This window comes from Exiguobacterium sp. PHA03, from assembly GCF_041945985.1.
In the GTDB taxonomy this organism is placed as follows: Bacteria; Bacillota; Bacilli; order Exiguobacteriales; family Exiguobacteriaceae; genus Exiguobacterium_A.
Genome location: NZ_JAUTYQ010000001.1, coordinates 542,519 through 564,998, shown reverse-complemented (window position 1 = coordinate 564,998; position 22,480 = coordinate 542,519). Strand labels below are relative to the sequence as shown.

Genomic DNA, 22,480 nt, shown 5'->3' with positions numbered 1-22,480 from the left:
ACAGTATCGTTTCATTGCAATAAAAAAAGAGCCCAGGGTGGACCTGGACTCTCGTTCAACTTAAAAATAACAGCCTATGTGGTCCTGTAAGCCATGTTCTGTTCCTTAGTGTTCCAAACGGTTTGACCCTCACACGCAGGCGACAATCATCTATCTCCGTATTTGCATACGCTCTCCATTGCGTTCAGTTCCGCTCCGGAAATTCCCCTACCAAATTTGGGTTTCTCGCTCGTGGGGTTTACCTCGTTCCACCTTCATGGTTTCCCATGAAGCTCCGTCACTGTGGCACCTTCAAGAAGTTTCGGCCATATCCGAAGACTTAGGCGTTCCTTCTGCCGTCAGCTTGACGCTGCCTACACTTATCTTTTAGTGTAGCACGATCACTACAGCCATCGCAGGCTGTGCGAGCATGGACTTTCCTCAAAGCATCGAAATGCCCCGCGATTGTCCGAACCAACATAGTCACTGCTTATGAGTGTAGCGTAGATGCCGCTTTCCTGCAAGAGGTAATTCTCGTTTTACAAACGAAAAAGTTGCGTCCCTGCCTCATTTCACGGTATAGTACAAGAGTTCAGAAGGAGGCATGCAGCATGAAAAAACGACGCTCTGGTACGAACCGGCGAACGGTTCGCAAGTTGACATTCCTGATCGAGATCGACGAGATCAAGGCACTTCATCTGCGAAACGGCATCTTCGCCTTCTATCGTCAAGGAGAGCTCATCCACGCGTTCGAGCCGTTCAACGTCAAGGCGCCCGATGCACTCTCAAAACGTAGCTATCATTTCGATCAACACGATATCTTGCTTATGAACGAACGGTTCCCTGAGCAAATCCCGATGTATGATGAAGCGATGACGTTACGCTCTTGGGCCGACCAGGTCGCTTATGGTTTATACCAATTGATCGATTCCAGTCGCCTGTCGTTCGTCCATGAGGATGACACAGGATACAAGATGGAAGCGATGATCACATGGACTGGAGAGGCATTGACGCCTCCGACGCCCGTCTATAAAAAAGGAAAAGACCCGAAGTAACCTTCAGGTCTCGTACGGCGCTTCCCACTCAGTGGGAGGCGCTTTTTTATTTGACTGTCAGTAAGCGTTCGACGGTCCGCGTATGCCGTCCACCTGTCGTTGTAAAGACAAGCTTATATGACCCCTTGTCTTTCAACTTATACGTAAACTTATGCGTACCGTTCGTTAAATTCGATTGCGTGAATGTCTTAACGACCTTCCCGTCCTTATAGAGACGTGTCGTCGTCTTCGCACTCGCATACTCATCAAAATAGAATGTAAACGCCTGATTCGGCTTAACCGTTGCCGGTAACGAGATCTTCGAGATCGGTGCCGGCAGTGTCGCTAAGATTCCGGCATTCAAGCGGCCTGCTCCGTAATGCAACTTCGTATCACCTGATTTTTTCGTCGCTGCAGCATATAACTTACTGCGCATCGTCGTGTTCGAGACGAATGGGTTCTTCGATTTCGCGAGCGCCAACACACCACTGACGACCGGTGTCGCCATCGATGTTCCGTCCAAGTAGCCGTACTTGTTGCCGACGATTGTCGAGTAGATCCCTTCCCCCGGTGCCATGATGTTGACTCCTTTACCGTAGTTCGAGAACGTCGAGGCACGCCCCAGCGTTCCGACGGACCCGACACCGACGACTTGACTCATCGATCCTGGGAAGAGTACTTTATTGCGCCCGTCGTTTCCGGCTGCTCCGACGACGAGTATGTTCTTCGCTTCCGCCTTTTTGACCGCTGCTTCCATGTACGGATCAAACTCATATTGTCCGAGTGAGAGATTGATGACATCCGCTCCCTGCTCGATTGCATACAAAATACCGTCGCCGATGTCGATTGATGCAGCAAAGTCTCCATCGAAGACATCGGCCCCGATCAGTTTGACACCAGAAGCGACACCGACAATTCCTTGACCGTCTTCACGCGCCGCGACGATGCCGGCAACGTGTGTCCCGTGGTCGTCTGGTTTTCGGATTCCAGAAATCGTCGTCGTCTTATAGATGACGTCCTTGAACTCGCGGTGTTTCGTATCGATTGCATCATCGATGATTGCAACACGAACATCCGATTTTCCGCGGCTGTACTTCCAGTAAGCCGGAATGCGTGACTGATCAAGATACGTTTGTTGAAATTGAGCGGAATCCGTTGCTCTCTTGACGTCCGTGATTGGAATCAAATCGGCATCGATATCCTTTTCTTCGAGATGCGCAAGCGGCTCGACGAGCGAGAATCCTTTTTGTTTCAAGGCACGAATCTCGGTCAGCCCCTGATTCGCCAACCACTCTTGTTTTTGTTGTTCTGTAAACGTCGGATCATATTGTACGTATTGAGACTGCGCGAAAGCAGACGTTGGCATGGCGACGATTGTCGCTAGCGTGAGTAGTGCAAGTTGCTTTTTCATGGGAACCCTGCCCTTCTCTGATTACGCGCCGACCGAAGAATCGTCTGGACTAAAGCGGAACCGTGCCGTCCGGTTCTTCGCTGACTTCAAAAGGAATGATCTTTCCGATCGTCACGTAAGCATAATAGCGTGCAAGGACCGCACGCCAACGCGTTGCATCGATCCCCGTCAGGTCTTCACCTAACGGGGAACCGTCGAATGTCTCGAACTGTTGGCAAAAGAAGGCTTCTTCCTCCTCATGCCACGTCACTTCTTCGCCGATGAACCCGGTCGAAAAGCGGACAAAATCCGCAATCGAGGGTCCAATCACTTCTGCCGGCAAGCGTTCGCTCATCCGTCCGACCAGTTCATACCGGTCGCGTTGTGCTTGTTCCGCTTCTTCAATCGAATGACACAGCAGCACTTCACGATTTATTTCTACTAACACGACATAGTCACCACTCGGTAAATTGACGTGAATCATCCCTACACCCCTCGGACTGAATTCGTGCGGCTTCTAGGTGTCATTTTTTCTTCGATAATTTATAATGTCCATTTTCGATCAAATGTTAATTCAATCGGCTCGTTATCTTTCGACTTTAACATAACGACCCGCGTCGTTTCAATTTGATCGACGAGATCCGCTTGACGAAGAGACTGAATTTCCTTTGAAGAACCGGCTTCAATCCGGTCTCTGTAAGGGGCAAGCAACTCTTGTTGATTGCTTGCGAGTGCGTACCAGGCAAGACGGGCAAACGGTTCGTCCTTCGCCGTTTCAAGCGCATAACTCTCGAAGATATCTGGAAGATAACTGCTAAATTGATCAAGCGCGTCGATTCGTTCAGCGACATCTAAAATCGTCAACCAGCTCGGGAGTGAAAGCAACGATTCGCTCGACCACCAGTCGAGTAAATCGACATGCTCTTTAAGTAATTGCTGTGCTTCCGGCCGATCGATCATATGTTGTAGCGTCTGGATGAGTTCGTTCCAGGCAAGTGACCAGTACTCCTCTGATGGATTAGCTGAAAGGAAAAATTGACGATAGACCGTCAACAATTCCGAAACGTCCGTTAATGGTTCGACTTCTAACCGTTGATTGAATCGGCTAACTGCTTTTGTAAAATAATTTGGTTCAAGCGTCAGTGCCATATAGAGTAATTTTGGTGCATTTTTAATTTCGCCTTGATCGACCGTCTCAAATAATTCTTGAATCCATTCTGGTTGTGGTTGTGTCATAATCTTTTTCCTCCGTCTAGTAAATTTATTTACTATACCCGAAAAAAGATTGGTTAAATCCTTTCTTCTCTAAATCGCTCCAATTCGTTGGGCGGTTTCCTCCGAACACAAGACGATCAACGTCCCGTTTTTCGGAATCGCTTCATCGAGTCGACGGTTCAAATCGAGTCGTTTTCCATCAGATAAGATCGTGACGCCTTCTTCTAGCAAAGCATGATAGGCGTCACGGTACGTCCCCCACTCCGGTCTACTCGGAATCGAGAACATGCCCTCACCGTCCTTCGTCAACAAATCCGTCACGACCTTCGTCACACCAGGATGATGGGACGCGAGGATCGCCATCCGGGCAATCGTCTCATCACCAAGTAACACCTCATCAACCTTAACCTGTTCGAAGCTGTCGAGGTGTTCTTCAAGCATCATTTCGACGATTGTATAAATGTTCGGATTCGCCCGTTCGATGCTTGAAGCAATCAACAATGTCCGTCCGTCAGCATGGACCGGTGGAATCGAATGATCGGCGAGGACGATCGCGCGAACTGCCTTTTCGATGTGTGCCCGTTCGAGCGTCGATGTCAGTGCCGGATCACCACAGACGTAATGAAATCGTGGGTGACTGAATGGCTCGCGCTCTAAATCATCGACGAGGACGACATCCGTATGTTCGAGTAATGAATCGATGACGTGCTTCGAACGCCGACTGTAACCGAAAACGACGGTATGCCCTGTTTCTTTCACTTGTAATAACCCTCTTTCCTTTTGATTGCGAATCAACTGGACACCGTCGACCAGTTTTGAGATTAGTCCCCCGACGATCCCGATTCCAAAGATGAAGACGAAAATCGTCAGAATCCGACCGGTATCAGAATTCGGGAAGAAGTCGCCGTACCCGACCGTGACGACGGTCGTCATCGTCCAGTAGACGGCCCGGAAGTAGGATCCGAACGTTTCTGGCTCAAGAGCATACATGATGCCCGCGACACCAAAGACGAAGATCAAGGACGCATATACGAGCGTCCGCATGCGTAAAAACGATACTTTTCGTAAAAAACGTAACCAGACCATCTTTTTTTCATTCCTTTCGAACAATCCGGTCTCTTTCCCTGTCAATAAGGGCGAAGGAGGTGATACACATGACACAAGCAGAAGAAATCAAGACGAGTCTCGTCATTGTCTTCGAGCGGAAGGACAAGGTGACAGCAAACGGTGATGCCGTCGTTGCTCGCCGCCGCTATAACGGCTTACGTTCGAATCTTCCAGCAGACGTCGTCGCTTCGATCGGTCAAGCGGTCGGCAGCTTACTCGACGGACGCTACGCGCTGACGGAAATCAGCCGTGACTACGCTCTACTCAAGGCATAACTCGTCCCTACATTTCATGAAAGGAGTGACCATTGATGGAACATACGATCGTCCTGACATTTGATACGGTGACAAAAAAACCGTATCGCTTGCGGATCGCTGGTGCGAAGGAAAATGCGACCGTGGCTGAGATCAAAGCAATCGGTGACTTGTTCGTCGCCCATGACCCGTTCATGAACGGTGTCACACGTCTCGCGTCCGCTGAATTGCAAAATAGTTCGGAATCGCCATTCGTCTTGTAAGCTTTTTCAGTCCATCGTCACGGGATTACGTGACGATGGCTTTTTTTTGGTATACTAGAAACATCAACCAGCTGAAAGGAAGTCAATTTATGGCCAAACGCCCACTCACTCCTCGCGAATGCGAACTCGTCGTCTGTAGTCTCTACGTAATGGAACTCATCCCGTTCGAAGGCATCATGGAACGTCTCGAATCCATTACGCTCCGAGACATCATCGGCCCCGTCGCACGTGGTGAATCGACGCGGGAGCAAGCTGCTGACGCGCTTGACCAGTACATCAAGGTCCGACGTCGCCGGTTCCGCAACGTCCCACCGGAACATCTGTGGTCGCTTGACGACCGGATTGAACAAGAAGCACTGCGGATGATCCGCAAGCGTTCGCCGCTCTCGGCAGGAGAAAAGCTCCAGCCGAAAGCCATTCCTCATGAAATGGGTGATACGGTCGAGTTGAAAGTGACCGAAATTCAGGATCGCAACAACAAAGTGACCTTGATCGGGAAAGTCGGAAACGTCACGGCGAAGCTCCCGGTCGCGAACCGTCAAGCCTATAAAGGCAATAAGACGATCTCTGCCTGGATCACGGGTGTCGAGAAAAAACCTGCCTTACTTCATCTGTCGACATCCGACTACGGTAAGCATCAGCCGTCAGACGACGTCAAAGCAGCGTACGCAACTGCCGTTGCCGCGTTACGTCGTTATTTCGAGACGAACGAACTCCCGACGACCGAAGAAGTCGATCTCGCGAAATCACTGTTCCAACGGATGATCCGTCGCGATCAGAATGATTGGTTCACGGTGTACGTCGCGATGGGTCGCCCGCAACTTGATCACGTCCGGCGCTGGGTCAAGGTCATTCAGATGCTCGCCCGCTCACTGCGCGGAGACGAGGAAGCGACACAACAACTCGCTTCGCAGGAAGATCGTTTCTTCAAGGACGCCTTATTGCGTGCCTGTAAAGCGGCAGAGAAAAATTTCACGTCTTGATGCTTTCGCCCTAGAATGTATCGATTCCTAGTCAAAACGAAAAAAAGAACGCTTCGGACCGGATAAGTTTTTCCGGGACGAAGCGTCTTTTCGTGGATCATTGAACCGCAAAATCATAGATACGCGTTCCTTTTTTACGATTCGCATCTTTGATTTCTCCTTGATACATCAGTTGCTCATTCTTCAGATCGATCACGGACACTTGGAATCCATCGTTTGTCTCGGAAGAGAGATAAAGTTGCATCTCATCCTTCGAATCCAACCAATCAATCTTTTTCAAAACGAGCGGACTGCTTACGCTATGCTCGGATAATCGTTTCGTTTCCAAGTCGAACATCGACCATTCGATTCGTTTCGTCTCCCCTTCCGGCAGATGGAAGCCGATGAGATAACGACCGTTCGCATAGGGCGTATAACCGATTTGCTGCTGATTCAACTCCTTGATGGAACGAACGCTTTTGCCGTCATCGAGGAAATAAGATAGTTTAGTGTTCTCCTCATCGCTGTCAGACGGTTGTTCCGTGTAGACGACCTCATTTTGATGAATCGCTAAAAATTGACGAGCGTGTTTAGGCGCTACTGGCTTTTGAAGAACGATCTCTTCAACCCGGTCGCTTGTTAAATCGAGCACAAGCAGTTTCGTTTCCCTTGGCTGATCGACTCGATCGAGTTGAATGTAGACCTTCATCGCCTGTTTATCGACGACACTGGCTTGTATGTCCATCCCCGTCTCAAGTTTTGTATCATACTGAAATGTTTTCTCGAACATCTCCTCCGTCTTAAACGTAAACATCTTAAATTGCAGTTTATTGTGTTTGATCTGAATCGCATACTCTGATTGTCCATCACTGCTAGCGTTCGTTTCCATTTGCGTCGTAAATTCGTAATATTCATCTGGCAAATCCGTCATGCTATCTTCACGGAATAGTTGTCCGACGTAAGAATTTGACTGTTTTTCGATGTCTCCCTTAGCGTTGACATCATAAATCGTCGAACGCATGCCTTTCGTCTGAAGACGTAAATTAAAATTTTCGATTTGCGAAGGTTTTCCACTGACGGTCTCGAGCGAAAAGTCTGCTCCTTTGATCGACAGCGTGTAGCCGATGTAGCTTCCGATTGTTATGAGAATGATCACTCCATAGATCAGAAGTTGACGATATCGTTTCATGAGATTTCTCCTTTAGACGGATAGACGCGTCTGGACTAACCGCAGATTTTTGTACGACACATATAACGTTAAGAGCACGATGTACCCGAGATAAAATTGCATGTGCAGTTGACTCAAATCGTTCGAAATAGCTGACAATGCTAAGCCTAAAATGATATAACCGCCAATCAACGCAATCCCATGTAATCCGACGAGCAAGAACGCTTTTCCCTTTCGGAACGATCGTTCAAGTAATACTGTCATGAAGACGAACGAGATGACGATGAATGACATCAGTAAGATGAATAAAATATCACTCGGATACATCGTATAGAACAAATTCATGTAGAAGGAGTATTCATTGATGCTGGCTGTGACCTGTTGAGCATCTGGTAACAACCATAAGTAGAGATTACGACTAAGTAACAACAGCCCCCATTGAATTCCGATCAAACTAGTAACGACAAGTAAGAGTGCCGTCATTTTCGATCCAAAAATCGCCCGGCGTGATCCCGGTAACAATAGCAATCTGTAAATGTACTTCGTCTCACCCATCCAGTCGCGGTACCAAATCCAGAACGCGAACAAGATAATCATCCCCATCGCTAATACAATGACTGAATCGTAAAAATCCGTTGCTTGTGCGAATGTCAACGCACCACCTGCTCGCGCAATTGCGTCCATTTCTGATATCTGTTCAATCCGCATCGTTTTCTCGATCGTGCTTTGATAATCGTAAATTTGATAGAGCAGTGACGCGATTTCCGCGACGATCAAGCCTGAAATCAACAACACCAGTAATTTCGTACTTCGTTTTAGTTCTTCATTCGTTAATAACAACCAGCGTTTCATCCTTGATATACCTCCCGCATCCGGTCTTGGACCGATTGATGATGATGACCTCGCAGTTCATCCGTCTCTTTGACTTCGACGATCTGACCGTCTCGTAAGAACAACACTCGGTCGATCACTTGCTCGACTTCAGCGATTTCGTGAGTCGTCATCAGGATACTCCGTCCTTCCATGAACTCACTTGAGAAAATCCAGGCAATCTGTTCCTTCATGAACAAATCGATTCCCGCGAGCGGTTCGTCGAGTAATATGTATGGACGATCGAGGGCGAATCCTAAGACGAGATTGAACTTCGCTTTGTTCCCTTTTGATAAGTTCGCCATTTTATCCGTCGTAAACAGCTGGAACGTCTGCAGTAACCGTTCCGCTGTCTCTTGATTCCAGTCCGGATAATGATCTGCCATATATGCGAGCGCTTGTCCGATTGTCATGTAGCTCGGCATCGTCTGAAGATCAGGCACGAACGCAATTTTGTCGCGCGATGTTTTACCGTCGACCGTCACCGTCCCGGCATCTACCGGAATCAGACCGAGAATTGCTTTTAGGATCGTCGACTTCCCTTCCCCGTTCAAGCCGATCAAACATGTCACTTCGTTTAGACCGACGGAGAACGTCACGTCACGTAAGACCTGTTTTTTTCGTCCATATCGCTTCTGTAACCCTTTTACCTCAAGCATCGGATTCACCCTCCTTGATTATCACCATTGTATTAAGACAATAGTACATCTGTTAACTGTATGGTACATGCCATACAGTCTAGCGTCAACCTGTTTTTTTCCTGCTATCATCCAGAAAATGAAAAAGAGCCGGACAATCCTGTCCGACTCCGCGAGTATTCGACTTCGTTTTTGCTTTTTAATTTATGAAAGAAGAGAGACGTTTTGTTCACTCGAAATCGCTTCCTAAGGAAAAACAAGCAGGAGCGACCCTGCAACGAAGTGAAGCGGCGCGATGCTTGTCCCAGGAAAACGATTCGAGATGAACAAAAAAGTGCACACTGTCTTTACGACGTCGAATTCTCTCGATTCGTTGATTAAAAAAAGAGAGGACATCCTAACGGACGCCCCCTCTGAAAACGTGACTGGTGCTTCAATAAATATCAATCGTTGACTCCAGTGCCCGGCATGTCCGACGCACGGTCGGTAAGAAGTCGGTCCGTTTTGCGACACCGCCTTCAATCTGGACATGCTGAATGCCTTTCGTCCGCTGCATCGCTGTTAAGACGGTGACCAGCTCGATGAACCAATTCGAGATCAGTTCGACGACCTGTTCGTCAAAAGCGGCAGCGCCATACACATCATACCCGTTCTCGCAGAGATGGTTCGGGAAGCGGGCTTTGAACCGATGAATCAAAGTGTCCGTCGTCGGAATTAAAAATTCGTTATAGACGACACGTTGTTCGGCATCAAGCGTTTGTTCTGTCACACCATCCATCATCAAATGTGGCTGATTGCCGATATTCAATGTCCAACTCGTCTTCTTTCGCTCGCCAGTGGAAGTGATCGTTCGCATGGTTTCATCCATCTCCTTTTGATGTGTAAGCGTTTACCTTCTCATTTTACCTGTCATTTGACCTGTTCTGCAACCGTCAACTTGACCATTTTAAACGATGACTTCGCTTGACATTCAGTCTACCAAATTCAACGCTTTTTGACGATGTCAGGAATTAACATCGTCCTTGTAAATGTAGACAGCAACGAGATCGATCAAGACATGGATGATGATCAGCGGCCAGAGTGTCTCAAGTGCTAGGTACAAGTAACCGAATCCCGCCCCGATTAGTCCTGTCACGAGGATTGCGAACCACCCTTGATAACGATGCGCGACACCAAACAAGATTGCCCCGATCCAGACGAAACTGACGTCAGAAAACGGTAAAAATAATCCGAGAGCATGAAAGAGAAATCCGCGATAAATCAACTCTTCCGTCACTCCTGCCATCAGCGCGACCATCTGAAACCCGGTCCGTTCCTCTTTCGTTCGTGGCAGAATCAGTCGCTCCGCCTCACTTTGATAAAGCGGCAACAAACGTTTGCGAAACGCCGGAACGGTCGCTGTCAAAAGCAAGACGATACAGAGAAAGACGATTAGTCCGATCGTCGCGTACCAGACCGGACCACTTGGGACAAAAAACGTCAAGCCGATTTCCGGCAACTGTGTGCCGCTGATCAGTGTTCCACCGACGAGCAACAAACATAAGATCCCGCTTGACTGGACCATCGAGGGGTAGAATTCCTTGCGAGAAACGATCGTCAAATCGACCGGACGGACCGCTGCGATGATCGAAAGGACGACGAGTAATCCGAGTAAAAACCCATTTACGAAGAGATACATGACTTCGACTCCTTTTTTGATTCCACACTCCCGTCACAGAAAGTGCTATTAGACCCTACTAAAATATGATACCATTCAGTGGAATCCTAAACAGAGGAGAGAACAATATGCGAAAAGTTTTTCGAATCAGCATCTTGTTCGTACTGTTCGCCCTCATCGTCAGTAGCTTCATCTACTGGCAAAATCGGGAACGTGTTCAAAATGAAATGTATCGTACGTATTATGGACAGCATGGCGTACCTGCCGAGAACATCGACATCTACGAACAAGCCGCGGCACGTTACGGCATCGACTGGAAGCTACTCGCCTCCATTCATCGCGTCGAGACGATCTTCTCGAACTCGTCAGCGATGCAATCGTCCGTTGGCGCCATCGGCCCGTTCCAATTCATGCCGAAAACATGGGTCGGTTGGGGATACAAAGGTGGCACGTCGCTCGGTGACATCGAGCATGACGGCATTGACGTCACGGATCCGGAAGCCATCGAGAAATATGGTGGTCTCGGAGTGGACGCGGACGGCGACGGGAAAGCCGATCCGACAAGTCTCGTCGATAGCGCCCACACGGCAGCGAAATATCTGAAACAACACGATGTCACACAGACATCCGACCGAGACACGCTCGCGACAGCACTGTTTGAATACAATCGCAGTGAACAATATGTCTCTGACGTGCTCGCCCAATACGATCGTTACCAGCAACACGTCGAGGCGATCGATGCGAACGACCTCGACCTCAAGAAGAAGACCCTCGCGTTCTTCCTTCGCATCAGCTCACGTTTGACCAATTAAAAGGAGGCACCACCCATGACACCAGCCGATTCTTCCGAACTCTTGATTGAGGAATCGTCGATCCGCGTCCAGACGACGTTTGATCGAGACAAGACGAAACGCTATTTACGCAGCTATATCTTTGACGACATCGCAGAAGGAACGCACGTCGCCGCTTTAATTTACACACCACGGACGACGGATGCCTTTCTCTCTGGAACGACGACACAACGTGCGTACAATTTGATGAAGAAGTATGTCAATGACCCCGTCAAACAATATGACATCATCAGTTTGATGCCGGACCTTCTCGTCAGCGAGGATCTACCGTTCGCTCAAGCAAGCTTCGATGAGACGAACTATGAGTTCGTCGCGAAGACACTTGCCGATGTCAAAGCGAAAAATGGCGTCGTCCTCTGTGGCTGGGGTTCTCCTGGTCGTCTGATGCACCACCTGCCGGCATACGAGGAACTGTTTGATCAATATGCTGACATCCTCTATTGCTCCGGCATCACGAACAAAGGTGAACCGAACCATCTGCGCTTGACGATGGACGATAGTCCAATGATCACGTATAACGACATGAAACAAAAAGCGAAAAAATTGCGTCGTAAATGACACAATAGACCCTTCCTTAATGGATAGGGTCTTTTTTCGAAACATTTTCCAAACATATTGCGTATAATCAAGGTCTACATCAATCATTACATAGTAAGGAAGGTCATATGATGCCATTTTGGGATGAAGATCTACAAGAAGAAACGATCATTTCAGTCAACGAAACAGACATCACACGAATCGAGCAAGCCGTCAGCGGTCGACTCCCCGCTCGCTACCTCAAACAGATGCGAAAGCAAAACGGTGGAGTTCCAGAAGCGAAGGTCGTGATGGTCGAGTTCGAGAATACATGGTCGGACGAAGAAACGGGTCTATACCTTCCGCTCTGCTCGATGACATCATTGACATTCGAGCGGTATCTGGACGAATTGTCGGTCCTCCGGGAATGGGACGTCGAAGGGAACGTCATGATGTTCGCTGAAGGAGAAGGTAGCTATTTTTGGTACTTCCACTTTACGGAAGATACTGAGCCGACTGTCTGGTGTCTCGACATTTCGGACGAGACGACCCATTTCGTTGCGTCAACCTACGACGAGTGGTTAACGAAGCTGAGTAGCGATGTTCCGGAAGTCGTCATGCCGGATGTCGTATTTCTGACGTTACCTGAAATCAAGGACATTCTCCGTGGAGATGATGAAAACGAAAAACTCCTCGCCTACTCCCACTGGATGATTCTCGATGAAGAACAAGAAGAACTCATTGAAGCGTTCATGACACTGATCGAACGAAACGACCAGCCTGATTTCCTTGGCTCTTATGCGTATTACCTCATAGAAGTCTTGACGAACAACCCGGATTTATTAGACCAGAAACGAGATGTCGTCACTGCCTTGATCCTCAGCAAAGGTGATGATCTCGATGCAGAGGATCTGTTGTCTTGGATGGACGAAGAGAAAGACGAAGAGTTATGACCTAAACCATAAAGCCAGTATTCCTCGTCCAAACGGATGACGAATACTGGCTTTTTGCATGCATATAAAATCTTTTAAGACAACATCAACTCAAGCAGGCAGTCGACAAGATCCTTCTCCAGTTCAAGTGCTTGCAACTGGTGCATCATATTGACCGGATCAAGCTTTTGTGACAATAGACGATACAAACGATCCTTCAGGTCATAGCTGATTTCCGCTTGGTCGAGAAACGCATACAACCGGTCCATCTTGTTCTCGTTCGTCGACATCTCGACTTGGAGCGACAACGTGATCGTCTCCGTCACTTCACCGAGCTCGACACGAAGTGACTGCGTCGCATGATCATAGACGCCGGTGACACTTTCCCCGTCGCGCTGGACGTAACCTTCGTGGACCCCGCGTAAAATCAATGTGATTGACCGATTTTCCGGTAGCAAGTCACGATGTCCAGTCGGTGCAGCGATCGTCAGTTCACGCGCTTCCCAGTCGAGCGCGAATGTCGTCTCAACATTGACGCCATCGCGGTGTGCAATCCCTGTGCTGTCGTCTTCAAACAACGTAAACCGGTTCGAGGCTCCTGGGAAGACGACAACTTCGAGATCGTCCGGATTATGCAATGCATTCGAATGCTCGAGATGACGACCGAGTGGGACGATCGCACCGGCTTTCGCAAGTACGCCTTGGTCTTCGAGATAGCGGAACAGACGGATCTGTTTGCCACCTCGATAACGGTGCCCATTGAAGAAATCGAACCATTCTCCTTCTGGCAACCATGCAGTCGCAGCCGTCATGTGCAGTTTCCGGTGCATCGGTGTGACCATCGGCGTGACGATCAATTCCGTTCCGAAGTAGAACTGATTCGGGACATTGTATGCTTGATCGTCTTCTGGATGCTCATAATACATTGGTGAGACGAGGGGCAAGCCGTCAAAGTGATTGCGGGCATTCATCGTGTAGATGTACGGCACGAGCTGATGCCGAAGTCGTAAATATTTCTTCATGACGTTCGCCGCATCGGTCGAATAGCGCCATGGTTCCTTCCCATTGAAGATGCTCATCGTACTATGCAGACGCATGATTGGGCTGAAGACACCGTACTGGAGCCAACGTGTCGATAACTCGTCATCTTTTTCCCCGCGCTGGTGACCCCCGATATCATGACTCCACCATCCGTAACCGATGTTCGACGCCGTCGCCGTGAAATACGGCTGGAATTGGAGTGATGCCCATGAGATGATCGTATCACCCGAGAAACCGACCGGATAACGGTGACTTCCGGGTCCCGCGTAACGTGAGAAGATCAACGGTCGATTACCATCGCGGGCGATATCGAGTGCGTGGTAATGATTGAGCATCCAGAGCGGATCAAGCCCTTTCATCTTCGAGTTCGCACCCTGTTGCCAGTCGATCCACCAGAAGTCGACGCCATCCGCCTCATGCGGATGATGCAACTTCGTGAAGTAGTTCTCAATGAACGTCCGGTCCGAAAAATCAAACGGAATCCGGACATCCGATTCGGGATCAACACCCATCGCGACCGCCATCGCCTCGTATGCTTCCTCAAACCCACGCACACCGTCCGCCGGATGCAAGTTGAGCGTGACCATCCGATCGTCGTCCTTCAACCATTGCAAGAATCCGCGTGGATCCGGGAACAAATCACGGTTCCACGTATAACCCGTCCAACCGCTTCCGTATCGTTCCGGAATATCGGTAACGTGCCAGTCCATATCAATGACGCTGACCGAGAACGGAATATCTTCCGTCTTGAAGCGTGTCATCAAGTCCTTATATTCTTTCTCACTATATCGCCAGTAGCGACTCCACCAGTTGCCAAGTACCTGACGCGGTAACATCGGTGTCGGTCCTGTCAGGTGGTAGAAGTCACGCAGTGCCTGTTTGTAGTCGTGACCGTATCCGAAATAATAGATGTCATGCGTACCAGAGCGACGCGGTTCGACGAAGTGGTCTTCCGTCAGTACGAAGGCGTTCGAATCGTCGATCGCCGCGTATCCTTGCCGTGAGACAATTCCTTCCTCGAGAGGAATGACACCGTCCGCATGGTCAAGCGTCCGTGCCGTTCCTTTTAACGTCCGGAGTGGTCCGCCGAACGTATAACGGCTGTAATAGGTACTGAAGTTCCCTAAGACATCGATATAAAGTGTGTTCGCAGCGAACGGTCCCTTTGTATAATGCAGATGGACGTGCTCGGTGATGATTTGCAATTCTTCCTCGTTTTCGACGATGCGGTAAGCAGGTACCGGGAAATCACGATTGAAGACCGTTTGGGTCGGTCGATCCTCGAATTGTCCATCCGCCGCGTATTCGAGTCGGATCATCCGACTCGTCAAGACCGTGAAACGGTAGACATCTCCTTGGATGATAGCGTCTGGTCGTGCTTGTGGTTTCATGTCGCGCGTGTAGAAATGGGATTCATCAATTGTTCGCATACGGGTTCGGGACTTCCGTCCCTTTCACTTCCTTCCAGGCTAAGTAGTGTGCAACCGATTACACATCTAGTGTATAAGAGTTCATGTTCCCACTTCAAGGAAGAATCAACCTAAAAATGTCCCGCACCTGAAAATAGATGCGGGACGTTACGTCATAATAAGGGTGAAATCAAGCGCGAAAGTGACTCGAAAATCCGGAAGCGGAGCGGGCGTTTGACGTAATCATTCGATGATAACTGAATCGAGACGTCGAAATCAGCAATGAAGTCACGCTCGAGCTGTTCGGCACTTTCCGTATCGTACAGGAACGCCATTAGTTCATAGTTGAGGACAAAACTGCGAATGTCCATGTTTGCCGTTCCGACAGCACCGATCTTGCCGTCGACGAGAAACAGTTTGGCATGGATGAAGTGACGGTTGTACGTGTAAATCTTGACCCCATCTTTCAGGAGTGGTCCAAAGTAGGAACGGGTGCCGTAGTAAGACGTAAAACTATCGCCTTTCCCCGGTGTCAGGATGCGGACGTCAAGCCCGGCACGTGCAGCAAGTCGAAGTAGCGTCATCGTCTCATTGTCCGGAATCAAATACGGTGTCGCAATCCAGATCGAGCGTTGCGCCGAGATGATGGCCGCAATCAAGGCATTGCGAATCGCGGGATCCTTTGAGGTCGGTCCGCTCGTGACAATTTGAATCGCTCCGTCGGACGCAACATCATGTTTCGGGAAGTACTGGTGGATTGTCTCTTCCCCCGCAAACGTCTCCCATGTGTCGTCCGATTCGATTTGGGCATAAATCCAGTCGTCGAGGAACGTCGCTTGTAATTCCTTAACGGCACGTCCTTCGAGCCGTAAATGCGTATCGCGCCAAAACCCGAACTTCTTACTCTTGCTGTCGTACTCATCACCGACGTTCAGTCCACCGGTGAAGCCAACCTTCCCATCAACGACGACGATTTTCCGGTGATTGCGGAAGTTCGCCGTGAATATGAATAAGGGACTCGAGATTGGATCATAGGCTGCGATATGAGCCCCAGCGTCGCGTAACGGACGTAGGAAATTCTCACCAAGCATATAGCTTCCAAGTCCGTCATACATGAACCGCACTTCGACTCCCGCTTCGAGTCGCTCGATCAATGCTTCCCGGATTGCCTTGCCTGTCTCATCGTTTCGATAGATGTAGTACTGGATGTGGACGTGATGTTTCGCTTGACGAATTGCGTCAAGAATCGCCGGGAACGTCTCTTCCCCGTTCGTCAGAATCTCACTTGCTGTATGAACGTCCACCCCGCCACCACCGAAGTTGCGAATCGTGTTCGCAAGCTTCAAATGATTCGGTGGCAATTCACTGACGGCAAGCGACCGGACTGGACGAATCGCTTGTTTCAGCAATTTTCGTTCGTCATGCGAACGACGATTCCGGCGGCGACGCCGTGGATTCCGACCGAACATCAACCAGATGATGACACCGAGAATCGGTAAGAAAATCAGGACGAGAAACCAAGCGATCGTTGATTCCGCTGTCCGGTTCTCGATGAAGATGATCATGATGACGGCGAGCGGCACAACCGTCGCTGAAATCGTTAAGACATAAAATAAATAGCCGAGTTGATATAGTCCCCAAATAATTCCGCCGGCGACTAAAAATACAAGTGCGAATTGTAAAATCCGGTTGCGCACAGACCTTCCTCCTTCAATTAACATACCTTCACTAGTATTCTTTTCCCATTCACTATGAAAATATAACAAAAAAGAGAAACCGCAGATACGGTTTCTCTAAAGATTGACCTTTTATAAAAAGTTTTCTTCGTACATCTCACGACCGGGTATCGGATCGTTCAGAGATGCCCAGTCTGTTTCGTCTTCCTGGACGAGACTCGCATCAAACAACGCTTCGAGCTTCTCTTGTTCTAGTCCGATCCCAATCAAGACCAGTTCCGTCCGTCGATCCTCGTCTGATGCAAAGCGACCGGCGTATTCCATGTTCGACGCATATCCTGCCTGATGGAACAATAGTGCCATCTCGGGACGTGTCGCGAGGAACAAGAATCCTTTCGCCCGGACGACTTCTTGCGGCCAGTCTTCGATCAAGGCAAGCAAACGCTCAGGATGGAATGGAATATCGCGCCTGTAAACGAATGAACTGATCCCGTACTCTTCCGTTTCCGGAATATGTGCTTCGGCATTCAACTCGCGGATCCAACCGGCACTTGCTGCTGCTTGTTCGAAGTCAAATAGATCAACGTCTAATATCTCTGTCGGATCGACTTGACCATACGTCGTCTCAATCAGACGAGCCACTGGATTCAACGCCTTTAGATAGCCGATGACGGTATGGCGTTCTTCCGGTGTCAGGCGATCGACTTTATTTAAGACGATGATGTCCGCAAACTCGACTTGGTCGACGAGTAGATCGACGACTTCGCGCACGTCTGTCTCATCGACTGCCTGTTTCCGCTCAATCAACGATTCACCAGACTCGAAGTCCTTCAGGAAACGGTACCCATCGATGACCGTGACCATCGCATTGATTTTCGTGACATGTGATAAATCGATTGCGCTGTCCGGATCTTCATACGTGAAGGTCTGGGCGACCGGAATCGGTTCCGAGATACCACTCGATTCGATGACGATCCCGTCAATATTGCCTTGGTCGACGAGGCGTTTGACTTCAAGCAACAGATCATCACGCAATGTGCAGCAAATGCAGCCGTTCGAGAGCGTGACGAACGACTCTTCCGTCCGCGAGAATCCGCCTTGCTCAATCAATGCCGCGTCAATGTTGACCTCACTCATGTCGTTGACGATGATCGCGAGGCGGCGCCCTTTGCGATTATGTAGTAAATAGTTCAATAGTGTCGTTTTACCGGATCCTAAATAACCGGATAAAACGGTGATCGATATCGGTTGCATCATCATTCATCTCCTAAAACGTAATTGTTACGTTTTATAGAGTAACCGACTTTTTAACTGACGTCAATCGTAATGATTTCGATTTATTTTGTTTCCAAAAAAAAGCTGATAAGTGTCGACTCAAGGAGTAGACGGGGCTGGCTCCAAAAAAATGACGCATCTTCTCACGCCCTTTCCTCAGGCGAGACACAAGCCAGTTTTCCTGCTTCCTTCAAGCAGGAAAGCGGGTCTTGTTTGTCTCTGACAGCGCATAATGCGCTTTTTCCTGTAGGAGTGGCGTGTGACGCGTCATTCTTTGTAGATACTGGCTTTAGAGTCAGCTCCGTCAGATATTCCGAAGCACAAGAAAAGAAACTTTTTTCGCTCGTAATCGCTTCCTAGAGAAATACAGGCAGGAGCGACCCTGCAACGAAGTGAAGCGGCGCGATGCTTGTCCCAGGAAAACGATTCGAGCGAAACGAAAAAACGTAACCTTACTACTGACTTTGAATCGGTAAATCCCATGTCGTCCCGATCAAATCCGTGATCCGCTCCGCTGCCTCATGCGAAAAACCAGCAATCGTGTAATGATTCGTATCTGCAATCACATGATACATCCCGTTCGGTAAACTGTCGGCGAACTCAGCGTGAGCCGCATTGATTTGTTCGGTCAATGCCGGATTCAACCAACTTTCCGGCATGCCGCCTGCCCAGTTCGAAGCAGACAGGACGAGGACCGGCTGCGTCACGTCTTCGATCAACGAAAGAATCATCTGATTGTTCTCCTCTACCGATTGCCATTCATCGAGCGTTCCCCGCCAATGTCCAGGTGCCGCAAAATGCTGCCACATCGGCAATTGATCAGCCTCCGGTAAGACACTGAACATCTTTTTTCCCAAACGGTCAGGGATCATCCAAGCAATCGGTCGAATGTGACTAAGAAAATAGAGGAATCGATTCCACTCTTCTTGTGTTCGTTCGTACCAGTTCGGCAATGCCGCATCGACATCTGGGTGCGACGGATCAAGCAAGACGATGCCGCGTGTCTCGTCTGCAAATAATCGTCCACTCGCGAGCGAAATATAGGCTCCGAGCGAGTGACCGATGAAGACATACGGTCCTTCAACTCGAAGCATCCGTAAAACATCTGCCAACTCATCCGCTTGATGTGTAAAGAGTCGTTTGTTTTTGCCACGACTCGACCGCCCATAACCGAGACGCGAATATTCAAAGACCCGTCCCCTTTTCAATAATTCAGTTCGGAGCCAACCCCACTGATGCCGATTCGACATCATCCCGTGATCGAGGACGAATGTGACGTCCCCGCTTCCCGTCAACCGGGTATCAAATCGACCGGCTGATGTTTCGACGATATATTCCATACGCTATCCCTACTTCCATTCATTCAAATAACGAGATCTCTAATTCGTACCCAAGGATGTTCAAGTAATCAAATAACTGGGATCGATGATGATAGAGATGCACGACTGCTTCAATCGCCCAACCATGCATCGAATCGGTAACTCCCCAGTACGTCGGACGCGTCGAAAATCCGGCCGTGACTTTTTCTTGATAGACCCGAAACGCTTGATCGATTCGCTCTGATAACTGATTGCACATGACCGGTTCCGCATAAAATGCCTGCATCGCTTCTGCCGTCGCTCCTTCTGCGAGCATCAAATCGGCTTCAAGTAATACAGCGAGATGGACGGCGACTTCACCGACGGTCCGCTTCCCAGGGATCGGTTGCGTGTTCCAGTCCTTTGCTTCGATCTTCTCAAACAAGACTTTCGACGTCTTTACACCAACACTGATATGGCGAATGAGAGCACGTTCCCAGTCAGTCATGCGCGTTCCCCCAAGCAATTGCGCGGAGTTCGAGTTCCTTGACGAACGCATCCTTACCGGCGATATAGGCTTCGATATCAAGCGGATATGTTGTCGCTAACTGTTCCTTTAATGCCCCGTAAGCAGCGGCTTCTTCTGGATGTTTGCGTAAGTAATCCCGGAAGACAAGATGACGCTTGATTTCTGGATTTCCCGTCGCATAGAGATGAATATGATGCGTCCGTTCGTCTCCACCTTTTCGGTAATAGCGACGTCCCGGCATCCCGAATTCACCCTTCGCCTCGTAGCCGATTGCTTCCATCCGTGCGTCGAACTGCTCGATCCCCTCGAGCGCATCGACGACGGGCAGTATATCGATGATCGGTTTTGCTGCGAGTCCCGGAACTGATGTACTTCCCATATGATGAATCTGCTTAAGACGTGCTCCAAACACCTCTCGTAACCGGTCCGCTTCTCGTGTATATGCACTCGCCCATTCTGATTGATACGGTAACACAATGACTTGTCGCATGGTCGTTTCCCCCTCTAAATTCAGTATGCCAGTTTTTGGGGTAAAACAAAACGACCATCCGCTTTGGAGGTCGTTTCGTTACGCATGGTGTCCGATGTTCGTTAATCCTTTAGATAATCATACAGTTTCGCAGGTCCACCCAGTCGGAGATCGGCGATGATATGCTGGGCATCGACGATCTTTCGAACAGGGAAGTCAGCGAGTGGTGCCATGACATGTTCAAACAATTGAAGCCGAGCCGGTCCACGGTATGCTTCTTTAATCTCAAGATCCGTGATTTGACTGCGTGTCAGTTCAGAGATGATCAACTCGCCTTGATAGCCGCGATGTTGTTTGAGCATGAACTGCGGCGCACCGACAATTGACTGTGCCTCTTCGACTGCCATCGGAACGTATTTATATCCCATCGTCGCTTGTGCGACGCGGAGCGAATGATAGTCAAGCGTTCCAACGAGTACATCATTGTCGAGATAAAGCCGGGGTGAACCATACTTCTTCGGAAAAGCAGCTACTTCTCGACCAGAGGCGATCGCCGGCTGATTGTTGACATACATCGATAGGTAGAACTCACCGATTTCCCCTTGATACCGAACCGGAATGACTTGCCCGCACTCAAGATAACTCCCAAGACCCGTGCTATCCGGCATATTGATGATCTCAAACTTGATCTGATTACTCAGCACCTCGAGTGGTTCCGGAACGACTGCTTGTAACGCTTCGATGTCCGTCTCATAGATGATGTTCAAGTATTCTCGATTCCGAAAGAAGATATCGACCGCCGGAAAAACCGGCGCATTGATCGGCGTCGCGACGACGTTCTTTACATCGCTCTGTTTCATTTGAATCCCTCCTTTATGCGTTTAACAATGCGGCAAAGCGTGTGACACTTGTTTCAAAATCAGGAACTGTCTTCGCTGCTTGCGCTTCTTCGACGATTTCTTGAATGAGCGAGTTGAACGGCGTTTTGATATCGTACATGTTGCCGTACATCGTGACGATCCCATTAATGAAACGAATTTCGGTCGGTTGACCTTTTTGTAAGTCCTGCAACATGCTTGCTTCTAAGTCACGCGACCCGTGCATCAATTGTGGTACGGTGATCAGTTTTTCATCGATATCGTCTAGTGTTGCGTAAGCTGCCGGCTCAAACGTACTCATCATTGCAAATGTGATGCCGTGGGCGTGACCGACCTCAACAACTTCCTTCATTGTATGGATTGCTGCCCGTAACAAGACAGGATGATCGAGAACGTCGCCGTACGTACCGTTACACGCAGCGGATAACCCGCTGAACGTACTATTGATGACGAGTTTTGACCATTTCGTTCCCGGTAGATTATCAGAGATTTCTGTCCCACCGATGTGATCAAGGATTTCCTTCAGTTGGACGATCCGATCCGTCTTCTTCCCGTCCAGTTCACCGATTTGCATCGCATACGTCTTGAAATGTTCGTAATCTGATGTCAGGCGTGACTCACCTGGTCCGACGTATGTCGCTCCGAACTCGACGGATCCCGCAATGATACGTTCGCTTGGAATCTGTTGTTGAATGAACTCTTCCGGTACACCGTTTTGCAAGGAGACGAGAATACCGTCTTCCTTTAAAATCGTCCGCACTTTCGCGAGGACCGGTTCATTGTAGACCTGCTTCGTCAGCAATAATATGATATCGTACGTCTCTGAGATGTCATCCGGATGAATTGCATGAACAGCTTGCGTTAAATCCGGACCAATGACGTGTGCCCCTGTTGTGTTCAGTGCCTCAATATGTGCACGGTTCGTATCGATCAGATCGACATCCGCATACTGTTGACTCAAATAAGCTCCCATGATGGTTCCTAGTGATCCTGCTCCGTAAATTCCGATTTTCATTTCTATCACCTCTGGTATATACGGTATACTAGTTTCATCATAAACAGAAATATA

At 49.1% G+C, this 22,480-nt stretch carries 24 protein-coding genes and 1 other RNA gene; 7 read left to right on the top strand and 18 right to left on the bottom strand.

Translation table 11 applies throughout. From position 1 onward, the window contains the following. Positions 1-82 precede the first annotated feature (82 nt). An RNA gene (gene rnpB, locus Q7C19_RS02885) (RNase P RNA component class B) lies at positions 83-456 on the bottom strand. A gap of 134 nt (positions 457-590) precedes the next feature. On the opposite strand from rnpB, the gene Q7C19_RS02880 reads away from it, so the two are divergent. Continuing rightward, positions 591-1,034: a hypothetical protein gene (locus Q7C19_RS02880; RefSeq protein WP_375091542.1), complete on the top strand. Its 444-nt coding sequence runs from the start codon at positions 591-593 to the stop codon at positions 1,032-1,034. Positions 1,035-1,080: 46 nt separating this feature from the next. Here the strand turns inward: Q7C19_RS02880 and Q7C19_RS02875 are convergent, their stop codons facing one another. The 4 genes from Q7C19_RS02875 to Q7C19_RS02860 all read right to left on the bottom strand — a co-directional run bounded on the left by Q7C19_RS02875 (position 1,081) and on the right by Q7C19_RS02860 (position 4,704). After that, positions 1,081-2,424, bottom strand: a complete 1,344-nt coding sequence (locus Q7C19_RS02875) for a S8 family peptidase (RefSeq protein ID WP_375091541.1) — start codon at positions 2,422-2,424, stop codon at positions 1,081-1,083. Positions 2,425-2,473: 49 nt separating this feature from the next. Continuing rightward, entirely contained in the window at positions 2,474-2,887 is a 414-nt protein-coding gene (locus Q7C19_RS02870) for a hypothetical protein (RefSeq protein WP_023467922.1), read from the bottom strand. 59 nt (positions 2,888-2,946) lie between these two features. Beyond that, positions 2,947-3,639 carry a hypothetical protein gene (locus Q7C19_RS02865; RefSeq protein ID WP_313122931.1) on the bottom strand — a complete coding sequence of 231 codons (693 nt, stop codon included), beginning with the start codon at positions 3,637-3,639 and terminating at the stop codon, positions 2,947-2,949. Positions 3,640-3,708: 69 nt separating this feature from the next. Continuing rightward, positions 3,709-4,704 (bottom strand): potassium channel family protein, encoded by a 996-nt coding sequence (locus Q7C19_RS02860; protein WP_375091540.1) that lies wholly within the window; start codon positions 4,702-4,704, stop codon positions 3,709-3,711. A 68-nt stretch (positions 4,705-4,772) separates the two neighbouring features. Between Q7C19_RS02860 and Q7C19_RS02855 the strand changes: the two genes are divergently transcribed. The 3 genes from Q7C19_RS02855 (at position 4,773) to Q7C19_RS02845 (ending at position 6,225) form a co-directional block, all read left to right on the top strand. Beyond that, positions 4,773-5,000, top strand: a complete 228-nt coding sequence (locus Q7C19_RS02855) for a DUF1659 domain-containing protein (RefSeq protein WP_035408455.1) — start codon at positions 4,773-4,775, stop codon at positions 4,998-5,000. Positions 5,001-5,035: 35 nt separating this feature from the next. After that, a complete protein-coding gene (locus Q7C19_RS02850) occupies positions 5,036-5,242 on the top strand; it encodes a DUF2922 family protein (protein ID WP_035408457.1) in 207 nt (68 codons plus the stop codon). Positions 5,243-5,331: 89 nt separating this feature from the next. After that, the gene (locus tag Q7C19_RS02845) at positions 5,332-6,225 is read left to right on the top strand and encodes a hypothetical protein (RefSeq protein ID WP_035408459.1); all 894 of its coding nucleotides are present in this window, start codon (positions 5,332-5,334) and stop codon (positions 6,223-6,225) included. Between the two features lie 97 nt (positions 6,226-6,322). Here the strand turns inward: Q7C19_RS02845 and Q7C19_RS02840 are convergent, their stop codons facing one another. The 5 genes from Q7C19_RS02840 to Q7C19_RS02820 form a co-directional block, all read right to left on the bottom strand. Further along, positions 6,323-7,393: a hypothetical protein gene (locus Q7C19_RS02840; RefSeq protein ID WP_375091539.1), complete on the bottom strand. Its 1,071-nt coding sequence runs from the start codon at positions 7,391-7,393 to the stop codon at positions 6,323-6,325. 12 nt (positions 7,394-7,405) lie between these two features. Next, positions 7,406-8,224 (bottom strand): hypothetical protein, encoded by an 819-nt coding sequence (locus tag Q7C19_RS02835; protein WP_075642148.1) that lies wholly within the window; start codon positions 8,222-8,224, stop codon positions 7,406-7,408. Beyond that, positions 8,221-8,901 carry an ABC transporter ATP-binding protein gene (locus Q7C19_RS02830; RefSeq protein WP_056060756.1) on the bottom strand — a complete coding sequence of 227 codons (681 nt, stop codon included), beginning with the start codon at positions 8,899-8,901 and terminating at the stop codon, positions 8,221-8,223. The genes Q7C19_RS02835 and Q7C19_RS02830 overlap by 4 nt, the downstream gene beginning before the upstream one ends. A 412-nt stretch (positions 8,902-9,313) precedes the next feature. Continuing rightward, positions 9,314-9,736, bottom strand: coding sequence for a hypothetical protein (locus Q7C19_RS02825; RefSeq protein WP_035408466.1), 423 nt, complete (start codon positions 9,734-9,736; stop codon positions 9,314-9,316). A 147-nt stretch (positions 9,737-9,883) separates the two neighbouring features. Beyond that, positions 9,884-10,558, bottom strand: a complete 675-nt coding sequence (locus tag Q7C19_RS02820; RefSeq protein ID WP_375091538.1) for a CPBP family intramembrane glutamic endopeptidase — start codon at positions 10,556-10,558, stop codon at positions 9,884-9,886. 107 nt (positions 10,559-10,665) lie between these two features. Between Q7C19_RS02820 and Q7C19_RS02815 the strand changes: the two genes are divergently transcribed. From Q7C19_RS02815 to Q7C19_RS02805, 3 genes are all read left to right on the top strand, one after another. Further along, entirely contained in the window at positions 10,666-11,349 is a 684-nt protein-coding gene (locus tag Q7C19_RS02815) for a lytic transglycosylase domain-containing protein (RefSeq protein ID WP_056060751.1), read from the top strand. A gap of 15 nt (positions 11,350-11,364) precedes the next feature. Further along, on the top strand, positions 11,365-11,946 hold the full coding sequence (locus Q7C19_RS02810) for a DUF1643 domain-containing protein (protein WP_035408471.1): 582 nt from the start codon (positions 11,365-11,367) through the stop codon (positions 11,944-11,946). A gap of 110 nt (positions 11,947-12,056) precedes the next feature. Then, positions 12,057-12,857, top strand: a complete 801-nt coding sequence (locus Q7C19_RS02805; RefSeq protein ID WP_375091537.1) for an SMI1/KNR4 family protein — start codon at positions 12,057-12,059, stop codon at positions 12,855-12,857. A gap of 74 nt (positions 12,858-12,931) precedes the next feature. On the opposite strand, the gene Q7C19_RS02800 is transcribed toward Q7C19_RS02805, so the two are convergent. From Q7C19_RS02800 to Q7C19_RS02765, 8 genes are all read right to left on the bottom strand, one after another. Next, positions 12,932-15,307 (bottom strand): glycoside hydrolase family 31 protein, encoded by a 2,376-nt coding sequence (locus Q7C19_RS02800; RefSeq protein ID WP_375091536.1) that lies wholly within the window; start codon positions 15,305-15,307, stop codon positions 12,932-12,934. A 152-nt stretch (positions 15,308-15,459) separates the two neighbouring features. Beyond that, positions 15,460-16,983 (bottom strand): cardiolipin synthase, encoded by a 1,524-nt coding sequence (locus Q7C19_RS02795; RefSeq protein WP_035408477.1) that lies wholly within the window; start codon positions 16,981-16,983, stop codon positions 15,460-15,462. Positions 16,984-17,094: 111 nt separating this feature from the next. Beyond that, positions 17,095-18,216 (bottom strand): GTP-binding protein, encoded by a 1,122-nt coding sequence (locus tag Q7C19_RS02790; RefSeq protein ID WP_375092139.1) that lies wholly within the window; start codon positions 18,214-18,216, stop codon positions 17,095-17,097. Positions 18,217-18,692: 476 nt separating this feature from the next. Beyond that, the gene (locus Q7C19_RS02785; RefSeq protein WP_290787472.1) at positions 18,693-19,577 is read right to left on the bottom strand and encodes an alpha/beta fold hydrolase; all 885 of its coding nucleotides are present in this window, start codon (positions 19,575-19,577) and stop codon (positions 18,693-18,695) included. 19 nt (positions 19,578-19,596) lie between these two features. After that, entirely contained in the window at positions 19,597-20,043 is a 447-nt protein-coding gene (locus tag Q7C19_RS02780) for a DinB family protein (protein WP_375091535.1), read from the bottom strand. Continuing rightward, a complete protein-coding gene (locus Q7C19_RS02775) occupies positions 20,036-20,554 on the bottom strand; it encodes a GrpB family protein (RefSeq protein ID WP_375091534.1) in 519 nt (172 codons plus the stop codon). The genes Q7C19_RS02780 and Q7C19_RS02775 overlap by 8 nt, the downstream gene beginning before the upstream one ends. Before the next feature lie 101 nt (positions 20,555-20,655). Then, positions 20,656-21,393, bottom strand: coding sequence for an acetoacetate decarboxylase (locus Q7C19_RS02770; RefSeq protein ID WP_375091533.1), 738 nt, complete (start codon positions 21,391-21,393; stop codon positions 20,656-20,658). Between the two features lie 13 nt (positions 21,394-21,406). Further along, positions 21,407-22,426, bottom strand: coding sequence for a ketopantoate reductase family protein (locus Q7C19_RS02765; RefSeq protein ID WP_375091532.1), 1,020 nt, complete (start codon positions 22,424-22,426; stop codon positions 21,407-21,409). Between the last annotated feature and the right edge of the window lie 54 nt (positions 22,427-22,480).